Origin of the sequence: Motilibacter peucedani (assembly GCF_003634695.1) — a bacterium.
In the GTDB taxonomy this organism is placed as follows: domain Bacteria; phylum Actinomycetota; class Actinomycetes; order Motilibacterales; family Motilibacteraceae; genus Motilibacter; species Motilibacter peucedani.
In genome coordinates this window covers 626,263-652,502 of the sequence record NZ_RBWV01000010.1, presented here as the reverse complement: position 1 = coordinate 652,502, position 26,240 = coordinate 626,263, and the positions used below count along the sequence as shown (strand labels likewise).

The following is a 26,240-nucleotide window of genomic DNA, read 5'->3' as shown; positions in this document are numbered from 1 at the left end:
TCATTTCCGGGGTGTGCACGGGGGATCTTCGGGCCGCTCCGCTACGCAACGCTCACCTCGGCGTTACGTTCTGACCACTCGCTGCGCATGTGGCGACGACGACGCAGGTGCACCGCCGCACCGCCCCCTACGCACCGCTACTGAGGGAGACCCATGCCACGCCACCTGCTCACCGGGACGACGGGCCTCGTCGGCGGTGCCGTCGCGCTCGAGCTGCTCGAGCGCACGGACGACGAGCTCTACTGCCTCGTGCGCGGCGCGGACGCCACCTCCGCCCGGCAGCGCCTGCTCGCCTCGCTGTCCGAGAGCGCGGTGGGCTACGGCCGCGCCGACCTGCTGCCCGCCCTCGCCGACCGGGTCGTCCCGGTGTGGGGCGACATCAGCGAGGAGGGGTGCGGCGTCGTCTCCGCGCTCCCCCAGGTCGAGCAGGTCTGGCACTGCGCCGCGTCGCTGCGCTACGAGGAGCACTACCGCGACGAGATCCTCCAGCAGAACGTCGAGGGCACCCGGCACGTGCTCGACCTGGCCCGCGCCTCAGGCGCGGCGGTGTTCAACCACGTCAGCACCGCCTACGTCGCCGGTCGCGCGAGCGGGCGGGTGCTGGAGGGCGAGGCGCCGGGTCTCGAGGCCGCCAACAACTGCTACGAGGAGAGCAAGATCCTCGGCGAGCGGCTGGTCACCGCCGAGACCGGCATGCACGTGCGCGTGATGCGCCCGAGCATCGTGGTCGGCCACTCCGCCACGCTGCACGCGACGAGCTTCTCGGGGATGTACGGCTTCGCCCGCCTCGCGCTGTTCCTGCGCCAGACGGCGGGTCGCCGCTACGGCGTCGACCCGCGACGCACGCCGCTGACCGTCGTCGCCGAGCCGCTCGCGCAGCTCAACCTGGTGCCGGTCGACACCGTCGCGCGCAACGCCGTCACCATCGGGCTGTCGCAGAGCGCTGAGCGCTACTTCCACCTGACCAACGCCCAGGCTCCCAGCGTCGCGCTGGTCGTGGCCGTCATCCACGAGCTGCTCGGCATGCCGCGGGCGACCTGGGCCCGCTCGCGCGACGGCCTCAACGCGATGGACGTGGCCTTCGACGAGGCGATCACGTTCTACTCGAGCTACATGCGCACCACCAAGGAGTTCGACCGCACTCACGCCGACGCGGTGTGCGGCGAGGGGTCCTCCGACGTGGCGTTCACCCGGGCCGACATCGCCGCGCACGTCGAGCACTTCCTGCTGACGCAGAAGGGCTACGGCGCGACGGTTCCCGGCCCGCGCGTACCCCTGTCGTCGACGGTCACCGCCGGCTGAGCCTCAGCCGACCGGCCAGGTGTGGACCGGGTCGTTGGTGTGCATGAGCTCGCGGTAGGTGCCCGTCATCGCCCGCAGCGCCGACGCCCGGTCCATGCCGTGCCGCGACTCGAGCAGCGTCGTCTGCGCCACCTGCCACGACGCGGCGTTGCGTCGGGCGGCGCAGCGGCCCTCCACCACGCCGAGGTAGCGGTCGCGCAGATCCGGGTCCACGCCGTACCTCGCCAGTCCTTCATGGGCCAGTGGCAGCAGGTGCCGCAGCACGAGGTCGGTCGCGCGCAGCCGGCCCATGCCGGGCCAGGTCACGCTGGCCTCGATGCCGTCGCGTGCGCCGCGCAGGAAGTTGTCCTCTGCCACGCCGAAGGGCAGCCGCGACCACACCGGGCGCTCCTCCTCGGCGAGCACGCGGGTCACGCCGTAGTAGAAGAGCGCGTTGGCGAGCGTGTCGAGGACGGTGGGCCCGGCCGGCAGGACGCGGTTCTCGACGCGCAGGTGCGGCGAGCCGTCGGTGACGTCGTAGATCGGGCGGTTCCAGCGGTAGATCGTGCCGTTGAGCAGCGCGAGCTCCGAGAGCTCGGGGGCGCCGCCCGCCTCGAGCACCGCGAGCGGGTCCTCGTCGGAGCACACCGGCAGCAGCGCCGGGAAGTAGCGCACGTTCTCCTCGAACAGGTCGAAGATCGAGGTGACCCACCGCTCGCCGAACCACACCCGCGGGCGCACGCCCTGCGCCTTGAGCTCCTCGCTGCGGGTGTCGGTCGCCTGCTGGAACAGCGCGATGCGGGTCTCCTGCCACAGCTGGCGCCCGAAGAGGTACGGCGAGTTCGCCCCGACGGCCAGCTGCACCCCCGACACCGCCTGCGAGGCGTTCCACGCGGCCGCGAAGTGCTCCGGCCGCAGCTGCTGGTGCAGCTGGGTGCTGGTGCAGGCTGCCTCGGGGGCGATGGAGTCGGCGAGGGTCGACACCTGCTCGCGCCCGGAGATCGCCAGCGAGATGTCCTCGCCGCGGGCGGTGAGGATCTGCTCGTCGAGCAGCGCGTAGCGCGAGTCGTCGGAGATCGAGGCCGAGCTGACGTCCTGCTCGCGCAGCGTCGGCAGGACGCCCACCATCAGGATGCGGGCCTGCACCGCCTCCGCGCGCGAGTCGGCGGAGTCGAGGGTCGTACGCAGTGCGCCCTCCAGCTGCTCGGCGCTGCGGCCGCCGAGCACCTGGGGCGGGACGTTGACCTCGATCGTGAAGCGGCCGAGCTCGGTCTGGAACGCGGGGTCGGCGATGCTCTCGAGGACCTGCGCGTTGCGCATCGCCGGGTCGCCCTGCGCGTCGACGAGGTTGAGCTCGACCTCCAGGCCGGTCATCGGCGACTCGTCGGCGAAGCGGTCCTCGGCGAGCATGCGGGCGAGCGCGTCGAGGTCGCGGTGGACCTTCTCGCGGTACCTGCGACGGTCGTCCCGGGTGAACTCGCGCTGCTCGACGGGCTTTCCCACGACTGCACGGTCCCCCGGTGGGTGATCTTCAACCCCCGGAGCCGGTCCGCGCCGCTGCTCCGGCGGGCTGCGGGCGGCGCGGCTCCCCGACTCTGTCAGTGCCCCCGCCTACGGTCTCCTGCGTGCGCATCCTCCACACCTCCGACTGGCACCTGGGCCGCTCCTTCCACCGGGAGGGCATGCTCGGGGCGCAGGCCGCCTTCGTCGACTTCCTGGTCGAGGTCGTCGTCCGCGAGCGGGTCGACGTGGTGCTGGTCGCCGGCGACGTCTACGACCGGGCGCTGCCCGCCGTCGACGCGGTCGCGCTGTTCGACGACGCGCTCTCCCGCCTGGTGGCCGCGGGCGCCCGGGTGGTGCTGCTCAGCGGCAACCACGACTCGGCGTCACGGCTGGGCTTCGGCTCGCGGCTGCTCGACGCGGCCGGGGTCCACCTGCGCACCGACCCGCGCGCGGTGGGCACCCCGGTGCTGCTGCAGGACGACCACGGCCCGGTCGCGCTCTACCCCCTGCCCTACCTCGAGCCCGACGCCGCAGGGCCGCTGCTCGCCTGCGACGAGCGCGGGCACGCCGCCGTGCTCGGCGCGGCGATGCGGCTCGTGCGCGCCGACCTCTCCCGCCGGCGCGGCACCCGCTCGGTGGTCGCCGCCCACGCCTTCGTCAGCGGCGGGCTGCCCAGCGACAGCGAGCGCGACATCTCGGTCGGCGGCATCGGCGCGGTGACGGCCTCGGTGTTCGACGGCGTCGACTACGCCGCCCTCGGCCACCTGCACGGCCCGCAGCAGCTGGGGCCGGCCGTCCGCTACAGCGGATCGCCGCTGGCCTACTCCTTCTCCGAGGCGCGCCACACCAAGTCGGTGGCCCTGGTCGAGCTCGGGGCGTCGGGGCTCGGGTCGGTCGAGGTGGTCCCCTGCCCGGTCCCCCGCCCCCTCGCCACCCTGCGCGGCAGCCTCGACGACCTGCTGACGGGCGCCCAGCACGCCCACCTCGAGGACTCCTGGCTGCAGGTGACGCTCACCGACGCCGTGCGCCCGCGCGAGCCGATGGAGCGGCTGCGCGCCCGGTTCCCCCACGTGCTGGTGCTCGGGTTCGACCCGGTCGGCGGCCCGCAGCGGGCCCAGGGCTACTCCGAGCTGGTGCGCGGGCTCGACGACCTCGGCCTGGCCGCGGGCTTCGTCGAGCACGTGCGCGCCGGGGCGGCGCCCACCGACGCCGAGACCGCCCTGCTGCGCGAGGCGTTCGAGGCCGTGCGCCTGCGCGAGGCGGTCGCCTGATGCGCCTGCACACGCTGCGCATGACGGCGTTCGGGCCCTTCGCCGGCACGGAGGAGGTCGACTTCGACGCGCTGCACGACGCCGGGCTCTTCCTGCTCTCCGGCCCCACCGGCGCGGGCAAGACCAGCATCCTCGACGCCGTCGTGTTCGCCCTCTACGGCGTGGTCCCCGGCGCCCGCCAGGGCGCGGGACGGCTGCGCAGCGACCACGCCTCGCCCGCCGTCACGACCGAGGTGCGCCTCGAGCTGACCTGCCGGGGCCGCCGCTTCCGCGTGACGCGGCGCCCCGCCTGGGACCGGCCGAAGAAGCGCGGCACGGGCACGGTGCGCGAGCAGGCCGGGGTGCTGGTCGAGGAGGTCGTCTGCGACGAGCCCGTCGTGCGGGCCACGCGGCTCGACGAGGCGGGCCACCTGCTGGGCGAGGTGCTCGGCATGACGGCGGAGCAGTTCTGCCAGGTCGTGCTGCTCCCGCAGGGCGAGTTCGCCCGCTTCCTGCGCGCCGACGCCGAGACCCGGCGCGCGATACTCCAGACGCTGTTCGCGACCGAGCGCTTCGCGGCCGTCGAGGCGTGGCTGGCCGAGCGCCGCCGCGAGTCGGCCCGCAGCCTGGCCGACCGCGAGGAGGACCTCCGCGTCCTGCTCGCCCGCGCCGCGCAGGAGGCCGGGGCGCCGGCGCCCGAGGCCGCCGACGACCCCGCCGGCTGGCTCCGTGCGCTGGTGCTCGACGCGCGCGGGCGCGCCGACGCCGCGGGGGCGGCGCTGCCGGCCGCCGAGCAGGCGGTCGAGGGAGCGCGGGCGCGGCTCGACGCGGCCCGCGGCGAAGCGGCCCTGCAGGACGCGGCGCGGGCGCTCCACGGGCGCGCCCAGCGGGCCGCGGCCTCGCGCGCGCGGCACGGGCAGCTCGCCGACGAGCTGGCGCGAGCCCGCCGCGCGCTGCCGGTGCGCCCGCTGCTCGACGCCCTCGCCCGCGCTGAGCGCGACCTCGACCGCGCGGCCGCCGAGCTGGCCGCCCGTGCCGGTGCGGCGGGCCTGGAGGGTCAGGACGCCCCGCCCGGCGCCGGCGGGCCGTCGCTGCGGTCGGCCGCCCAGGACCGGCTGGCCGAGGCCAGCCGGCTGGGCGGGCTCGCCGAGGAGGAGGCCCACCTCCCTCAGCTCGTGGCGTCGGAGCAGGCCGAGCGGGCGGTGGCCGCCGACGCGCTCGCCGAGCACCAGCGGCTCGTGGTGCTGCGCGACGCCCTCCCCGGTCTGCGGGCGCACGCGCGCGCGGCGCTGGAGGCCGCCGTGGCGGCGGCGTCGGAGGCGCGCCGGCTCTCCCCGCTCGTGCAGGAGGCCGAGGCGCGGGTCGCCGCCGGTCGCGAGCGCGACGCGCTCGAGGCGGCCCTCGCGGAGGCCCGCGCCGGGCTGCTGCTGCTGACCGACTCGGCCCAGGACGAGCGCGAGCGCTGGCTCGACGCCCGCAGCGCCCGCCTCGACGCCATGGCGGCCGAGCTCGCGCAGGGCCTCGTCGACGGCGACGCCTGCCCGGTGTGCGGCGCGAGCGAGCACCCGGCCCCTGCTCGGGCGCAGGGCGACGCAGCTGCCGACGAGGACCGCGCCCGCCAGGCCTTCGAGCTGGCCGAGGCGCGGCGGGCCCAGGCGGCGGAGACCGTGTCGGTGGTCACGGCCCGGCACGCCGCCGTTGCAGCCCTCGCGGGCAGCGCCGGACTGGCGGAGCTGCAGTCGGCCTGGCGGCAGCTCGTGGCCGAGCTGGAGCTGGCCACCGAGGCGGCCGCCGGGCAACCCGCGGCCCACGAGCGCCTGCTGCAGCTCGACGAGCAGGACCGCACGCTCGGCGAGCGGCTCTCGGCCACCACGGCGCGCGCGGCGCAGGCGGCCGCCTCCGCGCAGGCGCGCGCCGATCAGCTGGCGGCCGCGCGCGAGCGCCTCGACGCCGCCCGGGGCGACGACCCGAGCGTCGCCCGGCGCGCCGAGCGCCTGCGCCGCGTGGCCGCGCTGCTCGTCGCGACCGCCGAGGCGGCGGAGGCCCACGAGCGCCAGCGGGCCGCCTGCTCCGCGACGCGCGAGCAGGCGGTGGCCGCCGTCGCCGAGGCGGCCTTCGACGACCTGGGTGCCGCGCGAGCCGCGTGCCGCACCTCTGCGGCCACCGCGGAGCTGGAGGCCGAGCTGCGCGGGCTCGAGCAGGAGGCTGCGGCGCTCGCCGACCGCCTCGCCGAGCAGCCCTACGCCGACGGCGGGCTCGAGCGGCTGCTCGCCGCCGCGCCGCCCGACCTGCCGGGCGCCGAGCTCGAGCTCGCCGCCGCGTCGCGAGCACTGGCGCAGGCGGGAGAGGACGCCGCGCTGGCCCGCAGGCGGTCCGCGGCGCTCGAGCAGCTCTTCGTGACCACCGACGAGGCGCTCCGCGGGCTCGCGCCCGAGCGCGAGCGCCACGCCGTGCTCGCGTCGCTCTCGGCGCTCGCCGAGGGCAGCGGCGGCGACAACACCCTGCGCATGCGGCTGTCCGCCTACGTGCTCGCCGCCCGGCTCGAGCAGGTGGCGCTGGCCGCCGGCGAGCGGCTGCTGCGCATGACCAGCGGGCGCTACTCCCTGGCCCACACCGCGGCGGCCACCAGCGGCCGGGGCCGGGCCGGGCTCGGACTCACGGTGCTCGACGCCTGGACCGGCGTCGAGCGCGACCCGGCCACCCTGTCCGGCGGCGAGGCGTTCTCCGCGTCGCTGGCCCTCGCGCTCGGCCTGGCCGACGTGGTCGCGGCAGAGGCGGGCGGGGCGGTCCTCGAGACGCTGTTCATCGACGAGGGGTTCGGCTCCCTCGACGACGAGACCCTCGACGAGGTGCTCGACGTGCTCGACGGGCTTCGCGAGGGCGGTCGGGTCGTCGGGCTGGTGAGCCACGTGTCCGAGCTCCGGGCCCGCGTGCCGGCGCAGGTCCGCGTCGCCAAGGGCCGCGACGGTTCCCGGGTGTCGCTGACCGGCTGCGCACCGTCGACCTCGGCGGGCCGGGCGACCACGAGCTCCGTGCAGGGGGCATCCTCGGCGGCATGAGCGAGCTGCGCCCCTACGCCGCCGTCGACCTCGACGGCGTGGTCGCCGACGTGCGGCACCGCCTCCACCACGTGGAGTCCCGGCCCAAGGCCTGGGACGCCTTCTTCGCCGCGGCACCCGACGACCCCCTGCTCGTCGAGGGCGAGGCGGTGGCCCACCAGCTGGCGGCCGACCACGAGCTGGTGTGGGTGACCGGCCGGCCCGAGCGCTGCCGCGCCGACACCGAGCGCTGGTTGCGCGAGCACGGCCTGCCCGAGGGCCGCCTGCTGATGCGGCGCGGCGGCGACCGGCGGCCGGCCCGGCAGACGAAGGTCGAGCTGCTGCGCCGGCTGGCGGCTGAGCGACCGGTCGACGTGCTCGTCGACGACGACGCAGCGGTCGTCGCCGCCGCCCGCGCTGCGGGCTTCGCCGTCATGCACGCCGACTGGATGGGCCGCGACGCCGACGAGCAGCTGACCCTCCAGCAGGCGCAGCAGGACGAGGGACGCACCTGACCCGTGCGCCGGGGCATGGACCGCCCGCCCGCGCGGAACCATCCCGGTGCGTCGCGCGCCCGCGCTGCGTCCGACCTCCCGGCTGCGGGCGGCGAACCCGGAGGAACCCATGCCAGCGACGCCTGCCCACGCCGCCCAGGGCCGAGAGAGCGCTGACGACCAGCGCGACGACGACGAGCGCGAGCAGGACGCCGGTGCGCCCGACACCGACGAGCGCGACGAGCCGGTGCTCGAGGAGCGCGTCGAGAACGCCTTCGACCGGCTCGCCGACGAGGGCGAGCAGCGCCTCGAGCGCACCTGGGGAGCGCTGGTCAGCACCGGGCTGATGGGCGGCGTCGACGTCGCTCTCGGCCTGCTCGCCCTGCTGGTCGTGCTCGACGCGACCGGGAGCCCGCTGCTCGCGGGGGTCGCGTTCTCCGTGGGCTTCCTCGCGCTGCTGCTCGCCGACAGCGAGCTGTTCACCGAGGGCTTCCTGGTGCCGGTGACGGCCGTTGCCGCGAAGCGCGCGCGGCCCGTGCAGCTCCTACGCCTGTGGGTCCTCACCCTGGTGGCCAACCTGGTCGGCGGCTGGTGCATGGCGTGGGTGATCGCCCACGGCTTCCCCCGCCTGCACCACCTGGCCGTCGAGACCGCCGCGACCTACGCGCAGGCGCACCTGTCGGTGCGCACCGTCTGCCTCGGCGTGCTCGCCGGCGCGGCGATCACGCTCATGACCCGCATGCAGCACGGCACCGACTCCGACCCGGCCAAGGCGATGGCCGCCCTCGCCTTCGGCTTCGTGCTCGCCGGGACCGGGGTGTTCCACTCGGTGCTCGACTCGCTGCTCGTGTTCGTCGCCCTGACGGGCGGGTCGGCGCCCTACGGCTACCTGGACTGGCTGCAGTGGTTCGCCTACACCGTCGTCGCCAACGTCGTGGGCGGCCTCGGGCTCATCACCCTGCTGCGGCTGGTGCGCAGCAAGGAGCGGGTCGCCAAGGAGCGGGCGGAGAGCTGAGCGGGCTCAGGCCAGGCTCTGCAGCGCCCGCTCCTCCGAGGCGAGGCGCACCCTCAGCAGCCCGGCGTTGAGCACGGTGAAGACGGTGGCGGTCAGCCAGGCCGAGTGCACGAGCGGCAGTGCGACCCCCTCGACGACGACGGCGACGTAGTTGGGGTGGCGCAGCAGCCGGTAGGGGCCGCGCTCGACGCGCTCGAGGCCCGGCACCACGATGACGCGGGTGTTCCACTGCCGCCCGAGCGTGGCGATGCACCACCACCGCAGGGCTTGCGACGACGCGACGAGCGCCGTGCACGTCCAGCCGAGAGCCGGCAGGAAGGGCCGGTCGAGCGCGCCGGCCTCCGCGACGCAGGCGACGAGCAGCCCGGTGTGCAGCACCACCATGAACGGCCAGTGGCCCTGCCCGGACTCCACTCCACCGCGCGCCAGGCTCCAGCGGGCGTTGCGGGTCGCGACGACGAGCTCAGCGAGGCGCTCGGCGCCGACGGCGAGGACGAGCGCGACGTACCAGCTCACCTCACCACTCCAGCAGCACGAGCTCGCTGCAGAACCCCGGCCCCATCGCGAACATCACGCTGGGCTCGCCCGCGGCCGGGCGGCGCTCGGCGGCGGTGCGCTCGAGCACGTTGAGCACCGAGACCGAGGACAGGTTGCCGGTCTCGCGCATGCTGCGCCACGACAGCTCCAGCGCGTCGTCGGGCAGCCCGAGCACGCGCGTCACGGTGTCGAGGACCTTGGGACCGCCGGGGTGCCCGATCCACGAGCCGATGTCACCGATGTCGAGGCCGGCGTCGGCGAGAAAGCCCTTCACATCGCCCGCGAGGTGCTCCTCGACGACGTCGGGCACCGAGGCCGAGAGCACGACGCGGAAGCCGGTGGTGCCGACGTCCCAGCCCATCACGTCCTCGGTGCCGGGGTAGAAGCTGCTGCGCGAGGCCACGACCCGCGGCGTACCGGTGCCTTCGTCGAGCCCCATCGCCTGCGCGCGCCGGTCGCCGACCAGGACCACGGCCGAGGCGCCGTCGCCGAACAGTCCGGTGGCGATCAGGTTCGCCACCGACGAGTCGCCCAGCTGGAACGTCAACGAGCACAGCTCGACCGCGACCAGCACCACGACGTCGTCCGGGTGCCCGACGAGGTGGTCGGCCGCGCGGGCCACCCCTGCCGCACCGGCGACGCAGCCGAGCCCGAACAGCGGCAGCCGCTTGACGTCGGGACGCAGTCCGACCAGGTTGACCAGCCTGGCGTCGAGGGAGGGCACTCCCACCCCGGTGACGGTCGTCGAGATGACGAGGTCGACGTCGCTCCCCGCGAGCCCGCTGCGCTCGAGCGCCGCCGCGACGGCGCGGGCGCCGAGGGCGGTGGCGGCCGACACGTACGCGGTGTTCGCTCCTGTGAAGTCGCGCAGCTCGGCGTAGGCCTCGATGGGCAGCGCGAGGTGGCGGTGCTCCACGCCGGTCGAGCGGTGGAACCGCTCGAGCAGCGCCCGCCGGTCGTCCTCCGGGCGCATCAGGCCGGTGAAGGCTTCGGTGATCTGCTGCTGGGGGTACCGGTGCTCGGGAAGTGCTCCCGCGACCGCTGCGATGCGCGCCACGGCTCTCACGCTACGCGGCGCCGGCGGGCGCGCCAGCCGACCGAGCCCGTGGCCGACCTCCGCGGCGTATCTGGCGCGCCTCTGTGCGCTCAGGTCGACGAGTGCCTCGTGACTCGCCGGCGCCACTGAACCGATCGCAGGGTCCAGCGACTCACCCGAGATGACGGGGCTCGACGGGTGAACCAGCGATCGCCGACACGCGGGAGGTGAAGGTGGAAGCCGAGCCGACCGAAGAGCACTGTGAGAGAGACCACGAGAAGCGTCCCCTGGAGGGGAAGAGACACATGACCACCTGCTCGCACCATCCGACCTGTCCCACCTCGCACGCGCCCGACCACGAGGCCGCGGCCGTCGTCTCCCGCCACTGGGAGCAGGGCTGGGCCCTGCTCTGCAACGGCGTGGTCCTCTTCGAGGACAACGGCGAGCTGTTCCCCGACGGCCAGGTCGCGGCTCCCCGCCGCCCCGTGCCGGCGCACGCGGCCTGAGCCAGCCGCGGGAGCGCACAGCCGAGCGGGCGCACGCCCGCGCGGCCGAGCGAGCCGCCTACTCCTCGAACGCAGACGCCGGCGGGCAGGCGCACACCAGGTTGCGGTCGCCCCACGCCGAGTCGATGCGCGAGACGGGCGGCCAGTACTTCCCCTCGGGCGACGCGCCGCCCGGGTAGACCGCCTCGCGCCGGGTGTAGGCGCGGTCCCAGTCGTCGACCAGGGACTCGGCAGGGTGCGGCGCCCGCGCGAGCGGGTTGTCGCCCGCCGGCCAGCGACCCTCGGCCACCGCGTCGGCCTCCTGCCGGATCGCGACCATCGCGTCGCAGAAGCGGTCGATCTCGCGCAGGTCCTCGCTCTCGGTCGGCTCGACCATCAGGGTGCCGGCGACCGGGAAGCTCATGGTCGGCGCGTGGAAGCCGTAGTCGATCAGGCGCTTGGCCACGTCGTCGACGGTCACCCCGGTCGCCTTGGTCAGCGGGCGCAGGTCGAGGATGCACTCGTGGGCGACGAGGCCGTCGCGGCCGGTGTAGAGCACCGGGTAGTGCTCGCGCAGGCGCGCCGCCACGTAGTTGGCCGACAGCACCGCGACCGACGTCGCCCGGCGCAGGCCCTCGGCGCCCATCAGCCGGATGTAGGCCCACGGGATCGGCAGGATGCCGGCGCTCCCCCACGGCGCGGCGCTGATCGGGCCGGTGCCGGTCTCCGGCCCCGCCTGCGCGGCGAGCGGGTGGTTCGGGAGGTAGGGCGCCAGGTGGGCGCGCACGGCCACCGGGCCGACGCCCGGGCCGCCGCCGCCGTGCGGGATGCAGAAGGTCTTGTGCAGGTTGAGGTGCGAGACGTCGGCGCCGAAGGCACCCGGGCGCGCGACGCCGACCAGGGCGTTGAGGTTGGCGCCGTCGACGTAGACCTGGCCGCCCGCCTCGTGCACGAGCGAGCAGACCTCGCCCACCGTCTCCTCGTAGACGCCGTGCGTCGAGGGGTAGGTGAGCATGATCGCCGCGACCCGGCCCTCGTGGGTGGCGAGCTTCGCGCGCAGGTCGTCGAGGTCGATCTCGCCCTGCTCGGTGGTCGCGACGACCGAGACCCGCAGGCCCGCCAGCACCGCGCTGGCGGCGTTGGTCCCGTGGGCGCTCGCCGGCACCAGGCAGACGTCGCGCTCGCCGTGGCCCTCGGCCCGGTGGAACGCGCGGATCGCCAGCAGCCCGGCCAGCTCGCCCTGCGCGCCGGCGTTGGGCTGGAGCGACACCGAGTCGTAGCCCGTGATCTCGGCGAGCCAGCGCTCGAGGTCGGCGGTCAGCTCGGCGTAGCCGGCCGAGTCCTCGCTCGGCTGGAACGGGTGGATGTCGGCGAACTCGGGCCAGGAGATCGGCTCGAGCTCGGTGGTCGCGTTGAGCTTCATGGTGCACGAGCCGAGCGGGATCATGCCGCGGTCGAGCGCGTAGTCCTTGTCCGAGAGGCGGCGCAGGTAGCGCAGCAGGTCGGTCTCGCTGCGCAGGTCGGTGAAGACCGGTGCGGTGAGGAAGCTCGAGGTGCGCGCGAGACCAGCGGGGTACGCGGCGGCCTCCTCCCGCGCCTCGGCGGCCTGCACGCCGAACGCCTGGCGGACCAGCTCGACGTGCTCCGCGGTCGTCGTCTCGTCGGTGCTGACGCCGACGCGGTCGGCGTCGACACGGCGCAGGTCGACGCCGAGCGCGCGAGCCTTGCCCACGACCTCGTCCGCGCGGCCCGGCACGACCGCCGTGACGGTGTCGAAGAAGTGCTCGTGCGCGAGCTCGACGCCGGCGGCTCGCAGGGCCGTCGCGAGCTCGACGGCGTGCCGGTGCGTACGCGTCGCGATCGCCCGCAGCCCCTCGGGGCCGTGGTAGGACGCGTACATCGCCGACACCACGGCGAGCAGCACCTGCGCGGTGCAGATGTTGCTGGTCGCCTTGTCGCGGCGGATGTGCTGCTCGCGGGTCTGCAGCGCGAGGCGGTAGGCCGGTCGGCCGTCGGCGTCGCGGCTCAGGCCGACGAGCCGGCCTGGCAGCTGACGCGCGAGGCCCTCGCGCACCGACATGAAGCCGGCGTGCGGGCCGCCGAAGAAGAGGGGTACGCCGAGGCGCTGGGCGCTGCCGACGGCCACGTCGGCGCCCCACTCGCCGGGTGGCGTCAGCAGGGTCAGCGCGAGCAGGTCGGTGGCGGCGGCGACCAGGCCGCCGCGCGCGTGGACGGCCTCGGCCAGCGCGCGCAGGTCGCGCACGCCGCCGGTCGAGCTCGGGCAGGACACCAGCACGCCGAGCAGGGGGCCCTCGGGGAGGGCCGCGCCGCCGTCGGCGAGGTCGAGGACCTGCAGCGGGATGCCCAGCGGCTCGGCGCGCGCGGCGAGCAGCGCGAGGGTCTGCGGGTGGGTGTCGGCGTCGACGACGAAGACGCCGCCCTTGGCCGCAGGCCCGGCGACGCGGGCGGCCATCGTCATCGCCTCGGCGGCCGCGGTCGACTCGTCGAGCAGCGAGGCGCCGGCGATCGGCAGGGCCGTGAGGTCGCTGACCAGGGTCTGGAAGCTGAAGAGCGCCTCGAGCCGGCCCTGCGAGATCTCGGGCTGGTAGGGCGTGTAGGCGGTGTACCAGCTGGGGCTCTCCAGCACGTTGCGCCGGATCACGCCGGGGGTGTGCGTGCGCGACCAGCCGAGCCCGATCATCGGGGTGCCGACGCGGTTGCGCTGCGCCAGCGCACGCAGCGCTGCAGTCACCTCCGCCTCGCTGCCGGGCGCCGGCAGGTCGAGGGGCTCGGTGCTGCGGATCGAGGCGGGGACCGCCGCGTCGAGCAGGGCGTCGAGGCTGTCGTAGCCGAGGGCCGAGAGCATCTGCTGCTGCTCGGCGGGGCCGGGTCCGATGTGGCGGGCGACGAACTCTGCGAGCAAGGGGAGCCTCCGGGCGCGGTCGGGTCGGGCGCTCCCCCTCTGTCATGGAGCCTGAGAGCTTCACCGGGCGACGTGCGCGGGCCCGGCTTTCACCGTCGGCGAGGGTGCGGCTGCGCCGGGGACCCTGCTTTCCAGAGGTGTCTCCACCGCGCGGTCCTGGGTGCCTGAGAGGTTCCGGGGAGGTTGCTCCTTCGGCGCGCCGCGCTGGCTGCGCGGTGACTCTCCCGCGCGGGATCGTCGACGGACCCAGCCTAGCCCAGCGCGGCCGGGCAGGGCCCGCTCCCGAGCCGCGGGAGGAGCTGCGCGTCAGCCGGTCTTGCGGGCCGAGCGGCGAGAGGCCAGCTCGTCGGTGCCCTGCGGCGCGGCGTGCTCCTGGCCGTCGGCGCGGACGCCGGGCAGCTCGGCGAGGGTGCCCTCGACCTCGCGCCACACCCGGCCGACGGCGATGCCGAACACGCCCTGGCCGCCCTGGACCAGGTCGATGACCTCGTCGGCCGAGGTGCACTCGTAGACGCTGGCGCCGTCGCTCATCAGCGTGATGCTGGCGAGGTCGCCCGCGCCGCGCTCGCGCAGGTGCGTCACCGCGGTGCGGATGTTCTGGAGCGAGACGCCGGTGTCGAGCAGCCGCTTGACGATCTTGAGCAGCAGGATGTCGGTGAAGGAGTAGAGCCGCTGGGTGCCGGAGCCGGACGCGGGCCGCACGGTGGGCTCGACGAGGCCGGTGCGGGCCCAGTAGTCGAGCTGGCGGTAGGTGATGCCGGCTGCGGCGCACGCGGTGGGGCCGCGGAAGCCGACGCCCTCGAGCTCGGCGGCCGCCTCGTCGGGGAAGAGCTCCTGCTGGGTGCCCTGCAGCCCGGCGGGCAGCGGGACCTGCGCAGGGCGCGCCGAGCTGTCGGACCCGCGAGAGCCGCTCATGGCAGTGCCTTCCGGTATGACGCCCGTGCTGTGCTGCGCCGGTCAGCGCGTTGGAGCCTGCTGCCACCGGTGGAACTACACCGACGGCGTTCGACAGACGCTACGGCTGCGGCGGGCCGCGGTCAACGACGCAGCCCGGCGTGTCGTTCCCGGCTGGCGGGCAGCGCCACCCGCGCGGGCGGCGGAGCTACTGCCGCCCCTGGCCGCCGCCGGCCTCGAAGTCCTCGGGCGAGATCGAGTCGAGGAACTCGCGGAACTTCTCGACCTCGTCCTCCTGCTCGTCGGGTATCGCGATGGCGGCCTCGTCGAGCACGCCGTCGTCGCAGAAGATCGGGCTCTCGGTGCGCAGCGCCAGGGCGATGGCGTCGGAGGGCCGGCTGCTCACCTGCAGGCCGCCGGTGAGCTGGAGCTCGGCGTAGAACACCCCGTCGCTCAGGGCGGTGATGCGCACCTGCTCGAGCTGGCGCCCGACGGTGTCGAGGATGTCGCGCATGAGGTCGTGGGTGAGCGGCCGCGCCGGCACCACGCCCTGCTGCGCGAAGGCGATGGCGGTGGCCTCGACCGCACCGATCCAGATGGGCAGGTAGCGCTCCCCGTCAGACTCCTTGAGGAGCACGATCGGCTGGTTCGAGGGCATCTCCACCCGAACCCCGACGACGTCGAGTTGGCGCACGGTTTCACCCTACCCGCAGGAGGTCTCGCGCCGTCGGCGCTCTCGTCAGCGGCGGAGCGGGCGGGCCCTCAGCGCCCGGCGGAGCGGTCGAGCGCCGCCTTCACGAGCAGCGCGTGCAGCCGCACGGTCAGGGCCGTCAGCTCGCGGGTGGCCTCCTCGGCGCGGGCCTGGGCGTCGGCGCCGCGCTGGCGCAGCAGGGGTGCGCTGGCCTGCTCGACGAGCCCGGCCTGGCGCTCGGCCGCGGTGCGGAAGGGACGCAGGTGGCGCGGCTCGACGCCGAAGCGGGCGAGCTCTCCGACCACCCTGGCCACGAGCAGCGCGTCGCGGTCGTAGTGGCCGGTCGCCGACGGCTCGCCGATGAGGCCGAAGGACTCGACCTCGCGCAGCTGGGCCTCGGCGATGCCGGCGGCCTCGCACAGCTCGCGCCGGGAGAGGCGCAGGGTCGCGGCGGCGTCGGGGCCGAAGGCCTCGCGCGCCAGCACGTCGGGGTCGTCGGCCGGCTCGAGGCTCGCCTGCGGCACGCGCGGCGCAGCGGCGGAGAGCGCCGGCGGCTCGAGGCCGCGGTCGATCGCCTCCAGGTGCTCCTTGATCACCCGCAGCGGGAGGTAGGCGTCGCGCTGGGCGCGCAGCACGTACCTCAGCCGCTCGACGTCGGCAGCGGAGAACTTGCGGTAGCCCGACGCGGTGCGCTCAGGCTCGACCAGACCTTCAGCCTCGAGGAAGCGGATCTTCGAGATGCTGACGTCGGGGAACTCGGTACGCAGGGTCGAGAGGACCTCCCCGATGCTCCTGGTCGAGCCGGTCGAGCGCGTCATGGGGTCGGTGGCACGGGACGCCGGGAGCGCGCTCACCCCTTGGCTCCCCCGCCCCCGCTCAGCAGGTAGGCCAGGCGGTACTTGCCGACCTGGACCTCGTCGCCGCCGGAGAGCAGCACCGAGTCGATGCGCTGGCGGTTGACGTAGGTGCCGTTGAGGCTGCCGACGTCGCGGACGAGGAAGCCGTCAGGCGTGCGCACGAACTCCGCGTGCCGGCGCGAGACCGTGACGTCGTCGAGGAAGATGTCGCTCTCCGGGTGGCGCCCGGCGGTGGTGACGTCCTCGTCGAGCAGGAACCGGCTGCCGGCGTTGGGCCCGCGGCGCACGACGAGCAGCGCCGAGCCCGGCGGCAGGGCGCTGACCGCTGCGAGGTCGGCCTGCGAGAACGAGCCGGCGTCGGCCTCGGGCTCGGTGGCCGGCTCGCCCGCGAGCCCCTGGATCGAGAGCGCGCTGGTCATGTCGCCGGTGCGCAGGGCGGTGCCGCAGCTGCTGCAGAAGCGGGCCGACTCGTCGTTGGCGTGCCCGCAGTTGGTGCAGAACGACATGTGCGGCCTTTCGTCGACGGGGGCGCGACGCCCGGCGCGGTCGCCGGGTGTGCGCAGCGGGGTCGCTGAACCTTGACTCGAGGTCGAGGCTACCGCGCGAGGACGGTCGGCCGCTGATCGGTCTACTGCTGGGTGAGGGCGGCGTAGGCGTCGGCGTCGAGCAGCTCCTGACCGCCCTGCGCGCCGCCGCGCACCTCGAACATCCAGCCCTCGCCGTAGGGGTCGGAGTTGACCAGCTCGGGCGTCTGCTCGAGGGCCTCGTTGCGGGCCACGACCTCGCCGGTGACCGGGGAGTAGACGTCGCTGACGCTCTTGGTCGACTCGACCTCTCCGCACGACTCACCCGCCGTGACCGTGTCGCCGACCGCGGGCAGCTGGACGAAGACGACGTCGCCCAGCGCGTCCTGCGCGAAGTCGGTGATGCCGACGCGCACGACGCCGTCGCTCTCGCGGAGCCACTCGTGCTGGGCGGTGTAGCGCAGGTCCTGCGGGAGCACTCGGTCCTCCGTGTCTGTGGCGGTGCGTGGGCTCGCGGGCCGGGAGCCCGACCCTAGCCCGCGACCCTAGCCACGGGCTCAACCGGGATGCAACGCGCTGACCAGCACGCTCGCGCGCTGGGAGACCTGCGGCGAGACGCCGGCCGCCTGCAGCGACTCGACGACCCCGCCGGGGATGCCGAGCGCCGACGCGAGGTCGGCCGCGGGGCCGACGGCGAGCACGACGTACGGCTGCGGCACGACGGTCCCGTCGACGCGGACCCCTTGCGCCGACTCCTCGAGCGCGGTGCTCACGACGACGCGCACCGACCCGATCTGGATCGCCTCGGCGCCCGCGTCGCGCAGCTCCTGCACCAGGTCGAGCAGCGCGACGGCGCGGACCCGGCCCTGCGGGTCGGGGATGCGCACCTCGACCCCCGGACCGGTGGCCCGCAACGTGCCGGCGAGGATGCCGAGCTCGTCGGCACGGCGGCGCGCGTCGGCCGCGGCCGCGGCGTCGGCCGCCCGGCCGCGGGAGAGCGAGTCGTAGTCCTGCTGCAGGGTCCGCAGCTCCTCGGCCAGCTGCTCGGAGCGCGCCTCGGAGTCGTCGAGGATGCGCACCAGCTCGGTCTGGCGCAGCCCCGACAGCGAGCTGGTGCCCGACGAGCGGGCCTGCACGACGGCGGCGAAGCCGACCAGGGCGAGCACGACCCCGACGGCGACCTGCGCCCGCGGCCGGGCGCGCAGCGGGGGCAGCGGTCGCACGGCTAGGCCCCGAACAGCCGGCGCCGGATGGCCGCGACGTTGGCGAAGATGCGCACGCCGAGCACGATCACGACCCCGGTGGAGAGCTGCCCGCCGACGCCCAGCTGGTCGCCGAGGTAGACGATCAGCGCAGCGACCACCGTGTTGGACAGGAACGACACGACGAACACCCGCTCGTCGAAGACGCCGTCGAGCGCCGCGCGGCACGCGCCGAACACCGCGTCGAGCGCCGCGACGACCGCGATGGGCAGGTAGGGCTGCAGCCAGAGCGGGACCGTGGGGTGCAGCACGAGGCCGGCGACGACGCCGACGACGAGCCCGAGGACGGGGATCACCGGGTCGGTCCCGGGCTCGCGACGCGCAGGGAGGCGGTGGCGGCGGGCAGCGCGACGCTGCTGCGCGAGCGCGCGCTCCACCGCACGCCGTAGGCGTCGGCCAGCTCGGAGAGCAGCGCTCCGCCGGCGCCGGCGACGAAGCGCGAGCGCAGGGCTGCGGGCCCGGTCGCCAGCACCGTGTAGGGCGGGGAGACCGCGCGGTAGCCGACGAGCACGGCGCTGCCCGCAGTGCGGATCGCGGTGAGCGAGGTCAGGCGGTTGCCGTCGACAGCGACGCCGGTCGCGCCGGCCGCCCACAGCCCGTCGACCACGAGCTGGAGGTCGCGGTCCTCGACGCGCGGCGCCGACCGGTCGGCCGGGTCGTCGACCGTCACCGCGACCCCTGGCCCGCGGAGCGCGGCGAGGCCGGCGGCGGCAGCGGCCGCCGGGTCGGGCGACGGCACCGCCGACGGGGCCGGCGACGCGCGCAGCGCCGCGATCCCCGCGCGCAGGCGGGCGAGCTCCGCGCGCTCGGTGTCGACGGAGCGGGAGCGGGCCTGCACCGCCTCGACGAGCCCCGCCCGGTCGGCCGAGGCGGCCGGCCGGGTCGCCCGGTGCTCCGCGGCCGCGACGCCGAGCACCAGCCCGGCCACCACCAGCCCGACCAGCGCCACGCGGGCCGCGCCGGGGTGCGGGTTGCGGGCGGCGACGGCGTAGGCGCTCTCGCCGCGGTGCAGCAGCAGCTCGTCGACCAGCGCCATGGTCGCGTCCGGGCGCGCCTGCGGAGCCGCGCCGGTCGTCACCCCCGCATCGTGCCACGCGGGTCGGACGGACTAGCGGTTGGCGCGTTCGACGACGAGCGCCCACTCGTCGAGCATCGCCTCCGCAGCGGCGTCGTTCGACCCCTCGGCCCACAGGTGCGTGACCGGTTCGGAGGGGTCCGGGAGCACGAGGGTCCAGCTGCCGTCGCGCTCGACGACGCGTACGCCGTCGGTCGTGTCGACCTGCCGGTCGCCGGCCGCCTCGACCACCGCGCGCATGACCGATCCCTTCGCCGCCCACGGCGTCGGGATCGAGCGGCGCACGATGTGCGAGGTGGGGATGCGGGCGTTGATCTCCGAGAGCTGGAGCTGGGTGCGGGCGACCAGGCCGACCAGGTGGACGAAGGCCGCGATGCCGTCGACGATGCCGCTGGACTCCGGCACCACGAACCCGCCGCGGCCGTCGGCGCCGAGGACGAGGTCGGGGTCGTGCGCGGCCGCCGCGAGCTGGGCCGACGACGTACCGGTCCAGGCGATGCGTACGCCGTGGAACCTCGCGACCGCCTCGCTGACCCGCGTCGTGGTGACCGGCAGGGCCACGACGCCGCGGTTCTTCTCCGCTGCGACCAGGTCGAGCACCACGAGCAGGGCGCGCTCGTCAGGCACCGGCCGACCCGTCTCGTCGGCGAGGGAGATGCGCTCGCCCACGGGGTCGAAGCGCACCCCGAAGGCCGCGCCCGAGGAGGCGACGAGCTCGCCGAGCCGCTCGAGCGCGACCTGCCGGCCCTCGCGGGTCTCGGTGGGGTAGGTCTCGTCGAGCCGGTTGCCGATGGTGAGCACGTCGATGCTGAGCCGGCCGAGCAGGGGCGGCAGGATCAGCGCGGCCGGGCCGCCGCCGGTGTCGACGACGACCTTGAGCTCGGCCTCGGCGACGCCGCGGGTGTCGAGCCGGTGCAGCAGGGCGGTGACGTAGCCCTCGCCGACCCGGCTGGGCCACTGCAGGTCGCCGATCTCGCCGGGGAAGGCGCGGCGGTACTCCTGGCGGGAGAGGACGCGCTCGACCTTGCGCTGCCCGCTCTGGCTGAGGTCGGCGCCGGCGCCGTCGAGCAGGACGATGTCGATGCTCTCGGGCAGCCCGCGGGTGGTGCGGATGTAGACGCCGCCGACGCCGCCGTCGGCGGTCTGCAGGCGCGCGACGGGCAGCGGCACGGCCTCGAGGTCCTCGACGTTGAGCGCCGAGCTGTTGAGGGCGGCGATGACCGCGCGCTTGATGGTGCGGGCGCCGCGGCTGTGGTCGCAGGCCGTGATGACCGTCGAGCCCTTGGGCAGCGTCGTCGCCCAGGCGCTGGCGAGGCGCACGGCGAGCTCGGGGGTGATCTCGACGTTGACGATGCCGCTGACGCCGCGCGGGCCGAACAGGCTGCGCTGGCCGCGCGACTCGAAGATGACGCTCTGGTTGACGACCGCGCCGGCCTCGACCGTCTTGAAGGGGTAGACCTTGACCCCCGACTGGACGATCGCCTCCTCCTCGATGACGCACTCGTCACCGATGACGGCGTTCTCCTCGACGCGCGCGCTGCGCATGACGTCGGTGTTCTTGCCGATGACGCAGGCGCGCAGGCTGGCGTGCGGGCCGATGAAGACGTTGTCGTGCACGACGGCGCGCTCGAGGAAGGCGCCGCTCTTCACGACGACGTTGCTGCCCAGCACGGTGTGCTCGCGCAGCGTCGCGCCGCCCTCGACCTTGGCGTAGTCGCCGACGTAGAGCGGGCCGACGAGCTTGGCGTCGGGGTCGACGTCGGCGCCCTCGGCAATCCAGACACCGGGCGAGACCTCGAACCCGTCGATCTGCACGTCGACGTTGCCGTTGAGGACGTCGGCCTGCGCGCGCAGGTAGGACTCCTGGGTGCCGACGTCCTCCCAGTAGCCGTCGGCGACGTAGCCGTAGACCGGGGCGCCGCGCTCGAGGAGCTTCGGGAACACGTCGCCCGACCAGTCGACCGTCTCCCCCGCGGTGACGAGCTCGAGGACCTCGGGCTCCATCACGTAGATGCCGGTGTTGACGGTGTCCGAGAAGACCTGCCCCCAGGTGGGCTTCTCGAGGAACCGCTGGATGCGCTCGTCCTCGTCGAGGATCGTGATGCCGAAGTCGAGGGGGTTCTCGACGCGCTTGAGGCACACCGTGACCAGCGCGCCGCGCTGGCGGTGGGCCTTGACCAGCGAGGTCAGGTCGATGTCGGTGAGGGCGTCGCCGCTGATCACCACGAAGGTGTCGTCCTTGAGCAGGTGGGCGGCGTTGCGCACGCTGCCCGCCGTGCCGAGCGGGGTCTCCTCGGTCGCGTACTGCAGCGACATCCCGAGGTCCTCGCCGTCGCCGAAGTAGTTGCGCACCAGCGCGGCGAGGAACTGGACGGTCACGACGGTCTCGTCGAAGCCGTGGGAGCGCAGCAGGCGCAGGACGTGCTCCATGATCGGCCGGTTGACCACGGGCAGCAGCGGCTTGGGCATGCTGGCCGTCATCGGCCGCAGCCGGGTGCCCTCACCGCCCGCCATCACGACGGCTTTCACGAGAGTGCCTTTCCCACTCGCAGGCGGGGTACGCGCCGGAGCAGCTCGCGCGCCTGCGCGAGGTAGAGCACCCCTGCGTACCAGTAGAGGACCGTGCCCCAGACCGCGAAGGCCCAGCCGAAGGCGTCGGCCGTGGACTCGAGCGTCCCGCGGCCGTCGCCGAGCAGCAGCAGCGGGAAGGCGTAGAGCAGGTTCGCGGTCGCCGCCTTGCCGAGGAAGTGCACCGGCAGCGGGCCGTACCCGTGGCGCCGCAGCACGAGCAGTGCGACGCCCAGGACCAGCTCGCGCGCCACCAGCACGACCGGCACCCACAGCGGCAGCACGCCTCGGATGGTCAGCCCGACCAGCGTCGCGACGATGTAGAGCCGGTCGGCGGCCGGGTCGAGCAGCGCGCCGAGCCGGCTCGTCGTGCCCGTGGCCCGGGCGATCTTGCCGTCGAGCCAGTCGGTCAGCCCGCTCACCACGAGCAGCGCCAGCGCCCACCCGTCGTGGTGGTCGAGCACGAGCCAGAGGAAGAAGGGCACGCCCACCAGGCGCAGCGCCGACAGCGCGTTGGGCACGGTGAGCACGCGGTCGGTCGGCACGAGCTCGGGCGGAGGCGGTCCGTCCATGCTGTCGTCCTCCAGACGGGGCGGGTGTGGGGGCTGTCCCGCTCCGGTGCGGCTGGGCGGCGAGCGCTGCGACGGCGCAGCTGCTGGCGCTCGGGGACGGGGCGTACGGGCTGCCTCGTACGTCTCTGTGCCGCGACACTACCCGTGAGGGGCCGCCGGTCTCCACCGTCTGTGACCGGACAACCATCGGGAACGACGAACGCCCCCGACCAGGAGCTCTGGTCGGGGGCGTCACGATGTCGGGCTGACAGGATTTGAACCTGCGACCCCTTGACCCCCAGTCAAGTGCGCTACCAAGCTGCGCCACAGCCCGAACGAGCGCCCGGTCGTGCCGGGCGGACCCGTAGACCTTACCGCAGCAGCGGGAGCCGCCTGACACCCGGCAGGCTCAGCGCTTCTTCTTCTCGCGGACGCGCACCGAGATCGAGATCGGGCTGCCGGCGAAGCCGAACTCCTCGCGCAGCCGCCGCTCGATGAAGCGGCGGTAGCCGGCCTCGAGGAAGCCCGACGTGAAGAGCACGAAGCGCGGCGGGGCCGCACCGGCCTGCGTGGCGAACAGGATCTTCGGCTGCTTGCCCCCGCGGACCGGCGGCGGCGTCGCCGACACGAGCTGGCCGAGGAAGGAGTTGAGCCGCGCGGTCGGCACGCGCGTCTCCCACCCCTCGAGGGCGGTGTCGAGCGCCGGCACCAGCTTGTCGAGGTGGCGCTTGGTCATCGCCGAGATGTTGACCCGCGGCGCCCAGCGCACCATCGCGAGGTCGCGGTCGATCTCGCGCTCGAGGATCTCGTGGCGCTCCTCGTCGAGCAGGTCCCACTTGTTGAAGGCGAGGACCAGCGCCCGACCGGACTCCGAGACCATCGAGGCGATGCGGATGTCCTGCTCGGCCAGCGGCTCGCTGGCGTCGAGCAGCAGCACGGCCACCTCGGCCTTGTCGACGGCGGTCTTGGTGCGCAGCGAGGCGTAGTAGTCGGCGCCCTGCTGCAGGTGCACGCGGCGCCGGATGCCGGCGGTGTCGACGAAGCGCCAGTCGCGGCCGCCGAGCTCGACGAGCTCGTCGACCGGGTCGCGGGTCGTTCCCGCGGTCGGGTCGACGACCACGCGGTCCTCGCCCGCGAGCGCGTTGAGCAGGCTCGACTTGCCGACGTTGGGACGCCCCACGAGCGCCACCCGCCGCGGGCCCTGGGGCACGGCCTCCGCCGGACGCGGCTGGGGCAGCACGGCGATGATCGCGTCGAGCAGGTCACCGCTCCCCCGGCCGTGCAGGGCCGAGACGGGGTAGGGCTCGCCCAGCCCGAGGTTCCACAGCGCCAGGGCGTCGGACTCGGCCTTCTGGTCGTCGACCTTGTTGGCGGCGAGGACGACCGGCTTGCCGGCCCGGCGCAGCACGCGCACCACCGCGTCCTCGGTGTCGGTGGCGCCGACGGTCGCGTCGACGACGAGCAGCACGGCGTCGGCCGCGGCCACGGCGAGCTCGGCCTGCTCGGCCACGCGGGCGGCGAGCCCGGTGACGTCGCGCTCCCACCCGCCGGTGTCGACCAGGGTGAACTGCCGGCCCGACCACGACGCGTCGTAGGCGACGCGGTCGCGCGTCACGCCCGGCACGTCCTCGACGACCGCCTCACGACGGCCGAGGATGCGGTTGACCAGCGTCGACTTGCCGACGTTGGGCCGGCCGACCACGGCGAGCACCGGCAGGATGAGCCCGTCGAGCGGGTCGTCGCCGAGCTCGAACTCGTCGTCGGAGGGCTCTTCGAGGTCGTCGTCGTCGATGACGAAGTTCTCGTCGTCGGCGAACTCGTCGTCGTAGTCGTCGTCGCTGTCGGCCAGCGGGTGCTCGTCGAGCGAGGTCGTGTCCGACGCGTCGAGCGCTGCCGGGTCGGTGCCCGTGGGGCCCATCGGACCGCTGGTCATCGGACCGCCTCCAGCGCCGCCGCGGCCTCGGGCACGCGGGCGACGACGACCTGCAGCACCGCGTCGACGACCTCGTCGAAGCCGAGGCGAGAGGTGTCGATCTCGACGACACCGTCGGCGGCGGTGAAGAAGTCGTTGACCTGCGCGTCGCGCGCGTCGCGCTCGACGATGGAGTCGCGGGTCGCGGCCAGCGCCGCGGCGTCGGACGCGCCGTGCAGCTCCTGCGCCCGCCGGGCGACGCGCGCCTCGGCGTCGGCCGTGAGCAGCAGGCGCACCGGCGCGTCGGGCGCGACCACCGTCGTGATGTCGCGGCCCTCGATGACGACGGCACCGGCCTCGGCGACGGCGCGCTGGCGGGCGACCAGCTCGGCCCGCACCTCGGGGTTGCGCGCGACCTCGCTCACGACCGCCGAGACGCGCGGCTCGCGGATGGCGGCGGTGACGTCGAGCCCGTCGATGACGACCGACTCGTGGGCCGGGTCGGTGGACTGCTCGAGGTGCGCCGCCCGGGCCAGGGCGGCGACCGCCGCGCCGTCGCCCGGGTCGATGCCGCGGTCGAGCGCGGCGGCGGCGACGGCGCGGTACATCGCCCCGGTGTCGAGGCAGGCCAGCCCGAGCACGCCGGCGACGCGGCGCGAGACCGAGGACTTGCCGGAGCCGGAGGACCCGTCGATGGCGACGACCAGCGACGCGAGGCGTACGGGTTCGGGAGTCACAGCTCTCCTCGGCGGGGTAGCGCGGGCCGGCAGGCGCGAGTGCGCCGGGCCGGCGGCGGGAGGGCTCGACGCGTGCGCGCTGGAGCGGTCCCCGCCTGCACAAGACTAGCCGCTGGCGGGCACCGGCGTCCGCGGCCGAGCGCTCAGCGGTGCACGGACCACCCGTCGGCCGTCAGCGCCGCGGCCAGCAGGTCGGCCGACTCCGGGCGCACGAGCAGCTCGGCGAGACCGGCGGGCTGGCCCAGCGAGTGCTCGATCGCGAGGTCCTCGACGTTGACGCCCGCGGTGTCGATCGCGGCGAGCAGCCGCGCGAGCTCGCCGGGGCGGTCCGGCACGACGACCGGGACGACGGCCAGGTGCTCCGGGCGCCCGCCGTGGCGGCCGGGCAGGCGGGCGCGCCCGGCGTTGCCGGCGGCGAGCAGGCGGCGCACGTCGTCGGCCGCGTGCACGTCGTCGGGGTCGGCGGCCAGTGCGGCGAGGGCGTCGAGCGCCGCGTCGAGGTCGGCGCGAAGCGCGCGCAGCACCTCGGCGACCGAGCGGGAGTTCTCGCGCAGCAGGCTGACCCACGGCGCGGGGTCGGACTCCGCGACGCGGGTGATGTCGCGGACGCCGGTGCCTGCGACCTCGACCGCCGCCGGCTCCGCCGCCGCGAGCCGCCCGGCGACCAGCGCGGCCACCACGTGGGGGGCGTGGGACACCAGCGCCACCGCGCGGTCGTGCTCGTCGGGCGCCATGCGCACGGGTGTGGCGCCGCACAGCCGCGCGAGCGCCTCGACGCGGGCCAGGTGCTCGGGCGCCGTGGCGGGCAGCGGGGTGAGGATCCACGGCCGGCCCTCGAACAGGTCGATCCGGGCGGCACCCGGGCCGCTGCGCTCGCGACCGGCCATCGGGTGCCCGCCGACCAGCGCGTCGAGGCCCGGGTGGCGGCGCGCGAGCTCACCGAGCGGACCGGCCTTGACGCCCGCCACGTCGGTGTAGCTGGTCGCCAGGCCGTCGCGGACGGCGGCGTCGAGCACGTCGGCGACGGCGTGCGGAGGGGCTGCGGCGACGAAGACGTCGACGGGGGCGGCAGGCGTACGCGGCTCCCCCGCTCCGAGCTCCCCGGCCCGCCGCGCGACCTCCGGGTCGCGGTCGCTCAGCGTGACGTGCACGCCGGCCCGGCGCAGGGCCAGGCCGACGGAGGCGCCGATCAGCCCGGCACCGGCGACGTGGACCGTGGACAGGTGCGGGTCGCTCACTGCGCGATGTCGCGGCGCAGCGCGACCGCACCCCTCAGGTAGACGTGGCGCACCTGCTGACGCGTCAGCGGCGTCTCGACGTGCGCCATGACCCGCACGACCCGAGGCAGGGAGCCGGCGATGTCGAGCTCCTGCGCGCACATCAGCGGCACGTCGCCCATGCCGAGCCGCCGGGCAGCGACGGCCGGGAACTCGCTGACCAGGTCGGGGGTGCTGGTGAAGATGACGCTGATCAGGTCGTCGAGGGAGAGCTCGTTCTGCTCGAGGATCGCGGCGAGCAGCTCCTCGACCGACGTGAGCAGGTGCTCGCTCTCGTCGGCGTCGAGCTGCACGGCACCACGGATCGCACGGACTGCCACGACGACGACC

At 75.1% G+C, this 26,240-nt stretch carries 24 protein-coding genes, 1 tRNA gene and 2 riboswitches; of the genes, 6 read left to right on the top strand and 19 right to left on the bottom strand.

Annotation, left to right across the window (positions count from 1 at the left end):
* Positions 1 to 153 precede the first annotated feature (153 nt).
* Entirely contained in the window at positions 154 to 1,302 is a 1,149-nt protein-coding gene (locus CLV35_RS07905) for an SDR family oxidoreductase (RefSeq protein WP_121192881.1), read from the top strand.
* Positions 1,303 to 1,305: 3 nt separating this feature from the next.
* Here CLV35_RS07905 and CLV35_RS07900 read toward each other — a convergent pair whose 3' ends face one another.
* A complete protein-coding gene (locus tag CLV35_RS07900) occupies positions 1,306 to 2,784 on the bottom strand; it encodes a glutamate--cysteine ligase family protein (protein WP_121192880.1) in 1,479 nt (492 codons plus the stop codon).
* 122 nt (positions 2,785 to 2,906) lie between these two features.
* Here CLV35_RS07900 and CLV35_RS07895 point away from each other — a divergent pair, with 122 nt between their 5' ends.
* The 4 genes from CLV35_RS07895 to CLV35_RS07880 all read left to right on the top strand — a co-directional run bounded on the left by CLV35_RS07895 (position 2,907) and on the right by CLV35_RS07880 (position 8,581).
* A complete protein-coding gene (locus tag CLV35_RS07895) occupies positions 2,907 to 4,055 on the top strand; it encodes an exonuclease SbcCD subunit D (RefSeq protein WP_121192879.1) in 1,149 nt (382 codons plus the stop codon).
* On the top strand, positions 4,055 to 7,093 hold the full coding sequence (locus tag CLV35_RS07890; protein ID WP_121192878.1) for an AAA family ATPase: 3,039 nt from the start codon (positions 4,055 to 4,057) through the stop codon (positions 7,091 to 7,093). The genes CLV35_RS07895 and CLV35_RS07890 overlap by 1 nt, the downstream gene beginning before the upstream one ends.
* Positions 7,090 to 7,587 carry a phosphatase domain-containing protein gene (locus tag CLV35_RS07885; RefSeq protein WP_121192877.1) on the top strand — a complete coding sequence of 166 codons (498 nt, stop codon included), beginning with the start codon at positions 7,090 to 7,092 and terminating at the stop codon, positions 7,585 to 7,587. Before CLV35_RS07890 ends, CLV35_RS07885 begins: the two co-directional genes overlap by 4 nt.
* A 109-nt stretch (positions 7,588 to 7,696) precedes the next feature.
* Complete coding sequence (locus tag CLV35_RS07880; RefSeq protein ID WP_121192876.1) at positions 7,697 to 8,581, top strand: formate/nitrite transporter family protein; 885 nt, start codon at positions 7,697 to 7,699, stop codon at positions 8,579 to 8,581.
* Between the two features lie 6 nt (positions 8,582 to 8,587).
* Here the strand turns inward: CLV35_RS07880 and CLV35_RS07875 are convergent, their stop codons facing one another.
* A complete protein-coding gene (locus CLV35_RS07875; protein ID WP_121192875.1) occupies positions 8,588 to 9,097 on the bottom strand; it encodes an isoprenylcysteine carboxyl methyltransferase family protein in 510 nt (169 codons plus the stop codon).
* A gap of 1 nt (position 9,098) precedes the next feature.
* Positions 9,099 to 10,175, bottom strand: a complete 1,077-nt coding sequence (locus tag CLV35_RS07870) for a type III polyketide synthase (protein WP_121192874.1) — start codon at positions 10,173 to 10,175, stop codon at positions 9,099 to 9,101.
* A gap of 284 nt (positions 10,176 to 10,459) precedes the next feature.
* On the opposite strand from CLV35_RS07870, the gene CLV35_RS07865 reads away from it, so the two are divergent.
* On the top strand, positions 10,460 to 10,660 hold the full coding sequence (locus CLV35_RS07865; protein WP_121192873.1) for a DUF5999 family protein: 201 nt from the start codon (positions 10,460 to 10,462) through the stop codon (positions 10,658 to 10,660).
* Positions 10,661 to 10,718: 58 nt separating this feature from the next.
* On the opposite strand, the gene gcvP is transcribed toward CLV35_RS07865, so the two are convergent.
* The 16 genes from gcvP to aroH form a co-directional block, all read right to left on the bottom strand.
* The gene (gene gcvP, locus CLV35_RS07860; RefSeq protein ID WP_121192872.1) at positions 10,719 to 13,562 is read right to left on the bottom strand and encodes an aminomethyl-transferring glycine dehydrogenase; all 2,844 of its coding nucleotides are present in this window, start codon (positions 13,560 to 13,562) and stop codon (positions 10,719 to 10,721) included.
* 29 nt (positions 13,563 to 13,591) lie between these two features.
* Positions 13,592 to 13,703: riboswitch (glycine riboswitch) on the bottom strand.
* A riboswitch (glycine riboswitch) is annotated at positions 13,704 to 13,799 on the bottom strand. It lies immediately after the preceding riboswitch.
* A gap of 69 nt (positions 13,800 to 13,868) precedes the next feature.
* Positions 13,869 to 14,477 carry a MerR family transcriptional regulator gene (locus CLV35_RS07855; protein ID WP_121192871.1) on the bottom strand — a complete coding sequence of 203 codons (609 nt, stop codon included), beginning with the start codon at positions 14,475 to 14,477 and terminating at the stop codon, positions 13,869 to 13,871.
* 187 nt (positions 14,478 to 14,664) lie between these two features.
* Positions 14,665 to 15,150, bottom strand: coding sequence for a bifunctional nuclease family protein (locus CLV35_RS07850; protein ID WP_121192870.1), 486 nt, complete (start codon positions 15,148 to 15,150; stop codon positions 14,665 to 14,667).
* Between the two features lie 68 nt (positions 15,151 to 15,218).
* Positions 15,219 to 15,965 (bottom strand): transcriptional regulator FtsR, encoded by a 747-nt coding sequence (gene ftsR / locus CLV35_RS07845; RefSeq protein WP_121193018.1) that lies wholly within the window; start codon positions 15,963 to 15,965, stop codon positions 15,219 to 15,221.
* Between the two features lie 32 nt (positions 15,966 to 15,997).
* On the bottom strand, positions 15,998 to 16,510 hold the full coding sequence (locus CLV35_RS07840; protein WP_121192869.1) for an FHA domain-containing protein: 513 nt from the start codon (positions 16,508 to 16,510) through the stop codon (positions 15,998 to 16,000).
* A gap of 122 nt (positions 16,511 to 16,632) precedes the next feature.
* Positions 16,633 to 17,007, bottom strand: coding sequence for a glycine cleavage system protein GcvH (gcvH, locus tag CLV35_RS07835; RefSeq protein ID WP_121192868.1), 375 nt, complete (start codon positions 17,005 to 17,007; stop codon positions 16,633 to 16,635).
* Positions 17,008 to 17,085: 78 nt separating this feature from the next.
* Entirely contained in the window at positions 17,086 to 17,751 is a 666-nt protein-coding gene (locus tag CLV35_RS07830) for a DUF881 domain-containing protein (protein WP_121192867.1), read from the bottom strand.
* Positions 17,752 to 17,753: 2 nt separating this feature from the next.
* Positions 17,754 to 18,086: a small basic family protein gene (locus CLV35_RS07825; RefSeq protein WP_121193017.1), complete on the bottom strand. Its 333-nt coding sequence runs from the start codon at positions 18,084 to 18,086 to the stop codon at positions 17,754 to 17,756.
* Positions 18,083 to 18,868: a DUF881 domain-containing protein gene (locus CLV35_RS07820; RefSeq protein ID WP_121192866.1), complete on the bottom strand. Its 786-nt coding sequence runs from the start codon at positions 18,866 to 18,868 to the stop codon at positions 18,083 to 18,085. The genes CLV35_RS07825 and CLV35_RS07820 overlap by 4 nt, the downstream gene beginning before the upstream one ends.
* A gap of 30 nt (positions 18,869 to 18,898) precedes the next feature.
* Positions 18,899 to 21,394, bottom strand: a complete 2,496-nt coding sequence (locus tag CLV35_RS07815) for a mannose-1-phosphate guanyltransferase (protein WP_147431907.1) — start codon at positions 21,392 to 21,394, stop codon at positions 18,899 to 18,901.
* The gene (locus tag CLV35_RS07810; RefSeq protein ID WP_121192864.1) at positions 21,391 to 22,005 is read right to left on the bottom strand and encodes a CDP-alcohol phosphatidyltransferase family protein; all 615 of its coding nucleotides are present in this window, start codon (positions 22,003 to 22,005) and stop codon (positions 21,391 to 21,393) included. Before CLV35_RS07810 ends, CLV35_RS07815 begins: the two co-directional genes overlap by 4 nt.
* A gap of 239 nt (positions 22,006 to 22,244) precedes the next feature.
* A tRNA-Pro gene (locus CLV35_RS07805) sits at positions 22,245 to 22,318 on the bottom strand.
* A 75-nt stretch (positions 22,319 to 22,393) separates the two neighbouring features.
* Positions 22,394 to 23,917 (bottom strand): ribosome biogenesis GTPase Der, encoded by a 1,524-nt coding sequence (gene der, locus CLV35_RS07800; RefSeq protein WP_121192863.1) that lies wholly within the window; start codon positions 23,915 to 23,917, stop codon positions 22,394 to 22,396.
* Entirely contained in the window at positions 23,914 to 24,633 is a 720-nt protein-coding gene (gene cmk / locus CLV35_RS07795; protein WP_121192862.1) for a (d)CMP kinase, read from the bottom strand. The genes der and cmk overlap by 4 nt, the downstream gene beginning before the upstream one ends.
* Positions 24,634 to 24,776: 143 nt before the next feature.
* Entirely contained in the window at positions 24,777 to 25,871 is a 1,095-nt protein-coding gene (locus tag CLV35_RS07790; RefSeq protein WP_231121587.1) for a prephenate dehydrogenase, read from the bottom strand.
* On the bottom strand, positions 25,868 to 26,230 hold the full coding sequence (gene aroH / locus CLV35_RS07785) for a chorismate mutase (protein ID WP_121192861.1): 363 nt from the start codon (positions 26,228 to 26,230) through the stop codon (positions 25,868 to 25,870). Before aroH ends, CLV35_RS07790 begins: the two co-directional genes overlap by 4 nt.
* Positions 26,231 to 26,240: the final 10 nt, after the last annotated feature.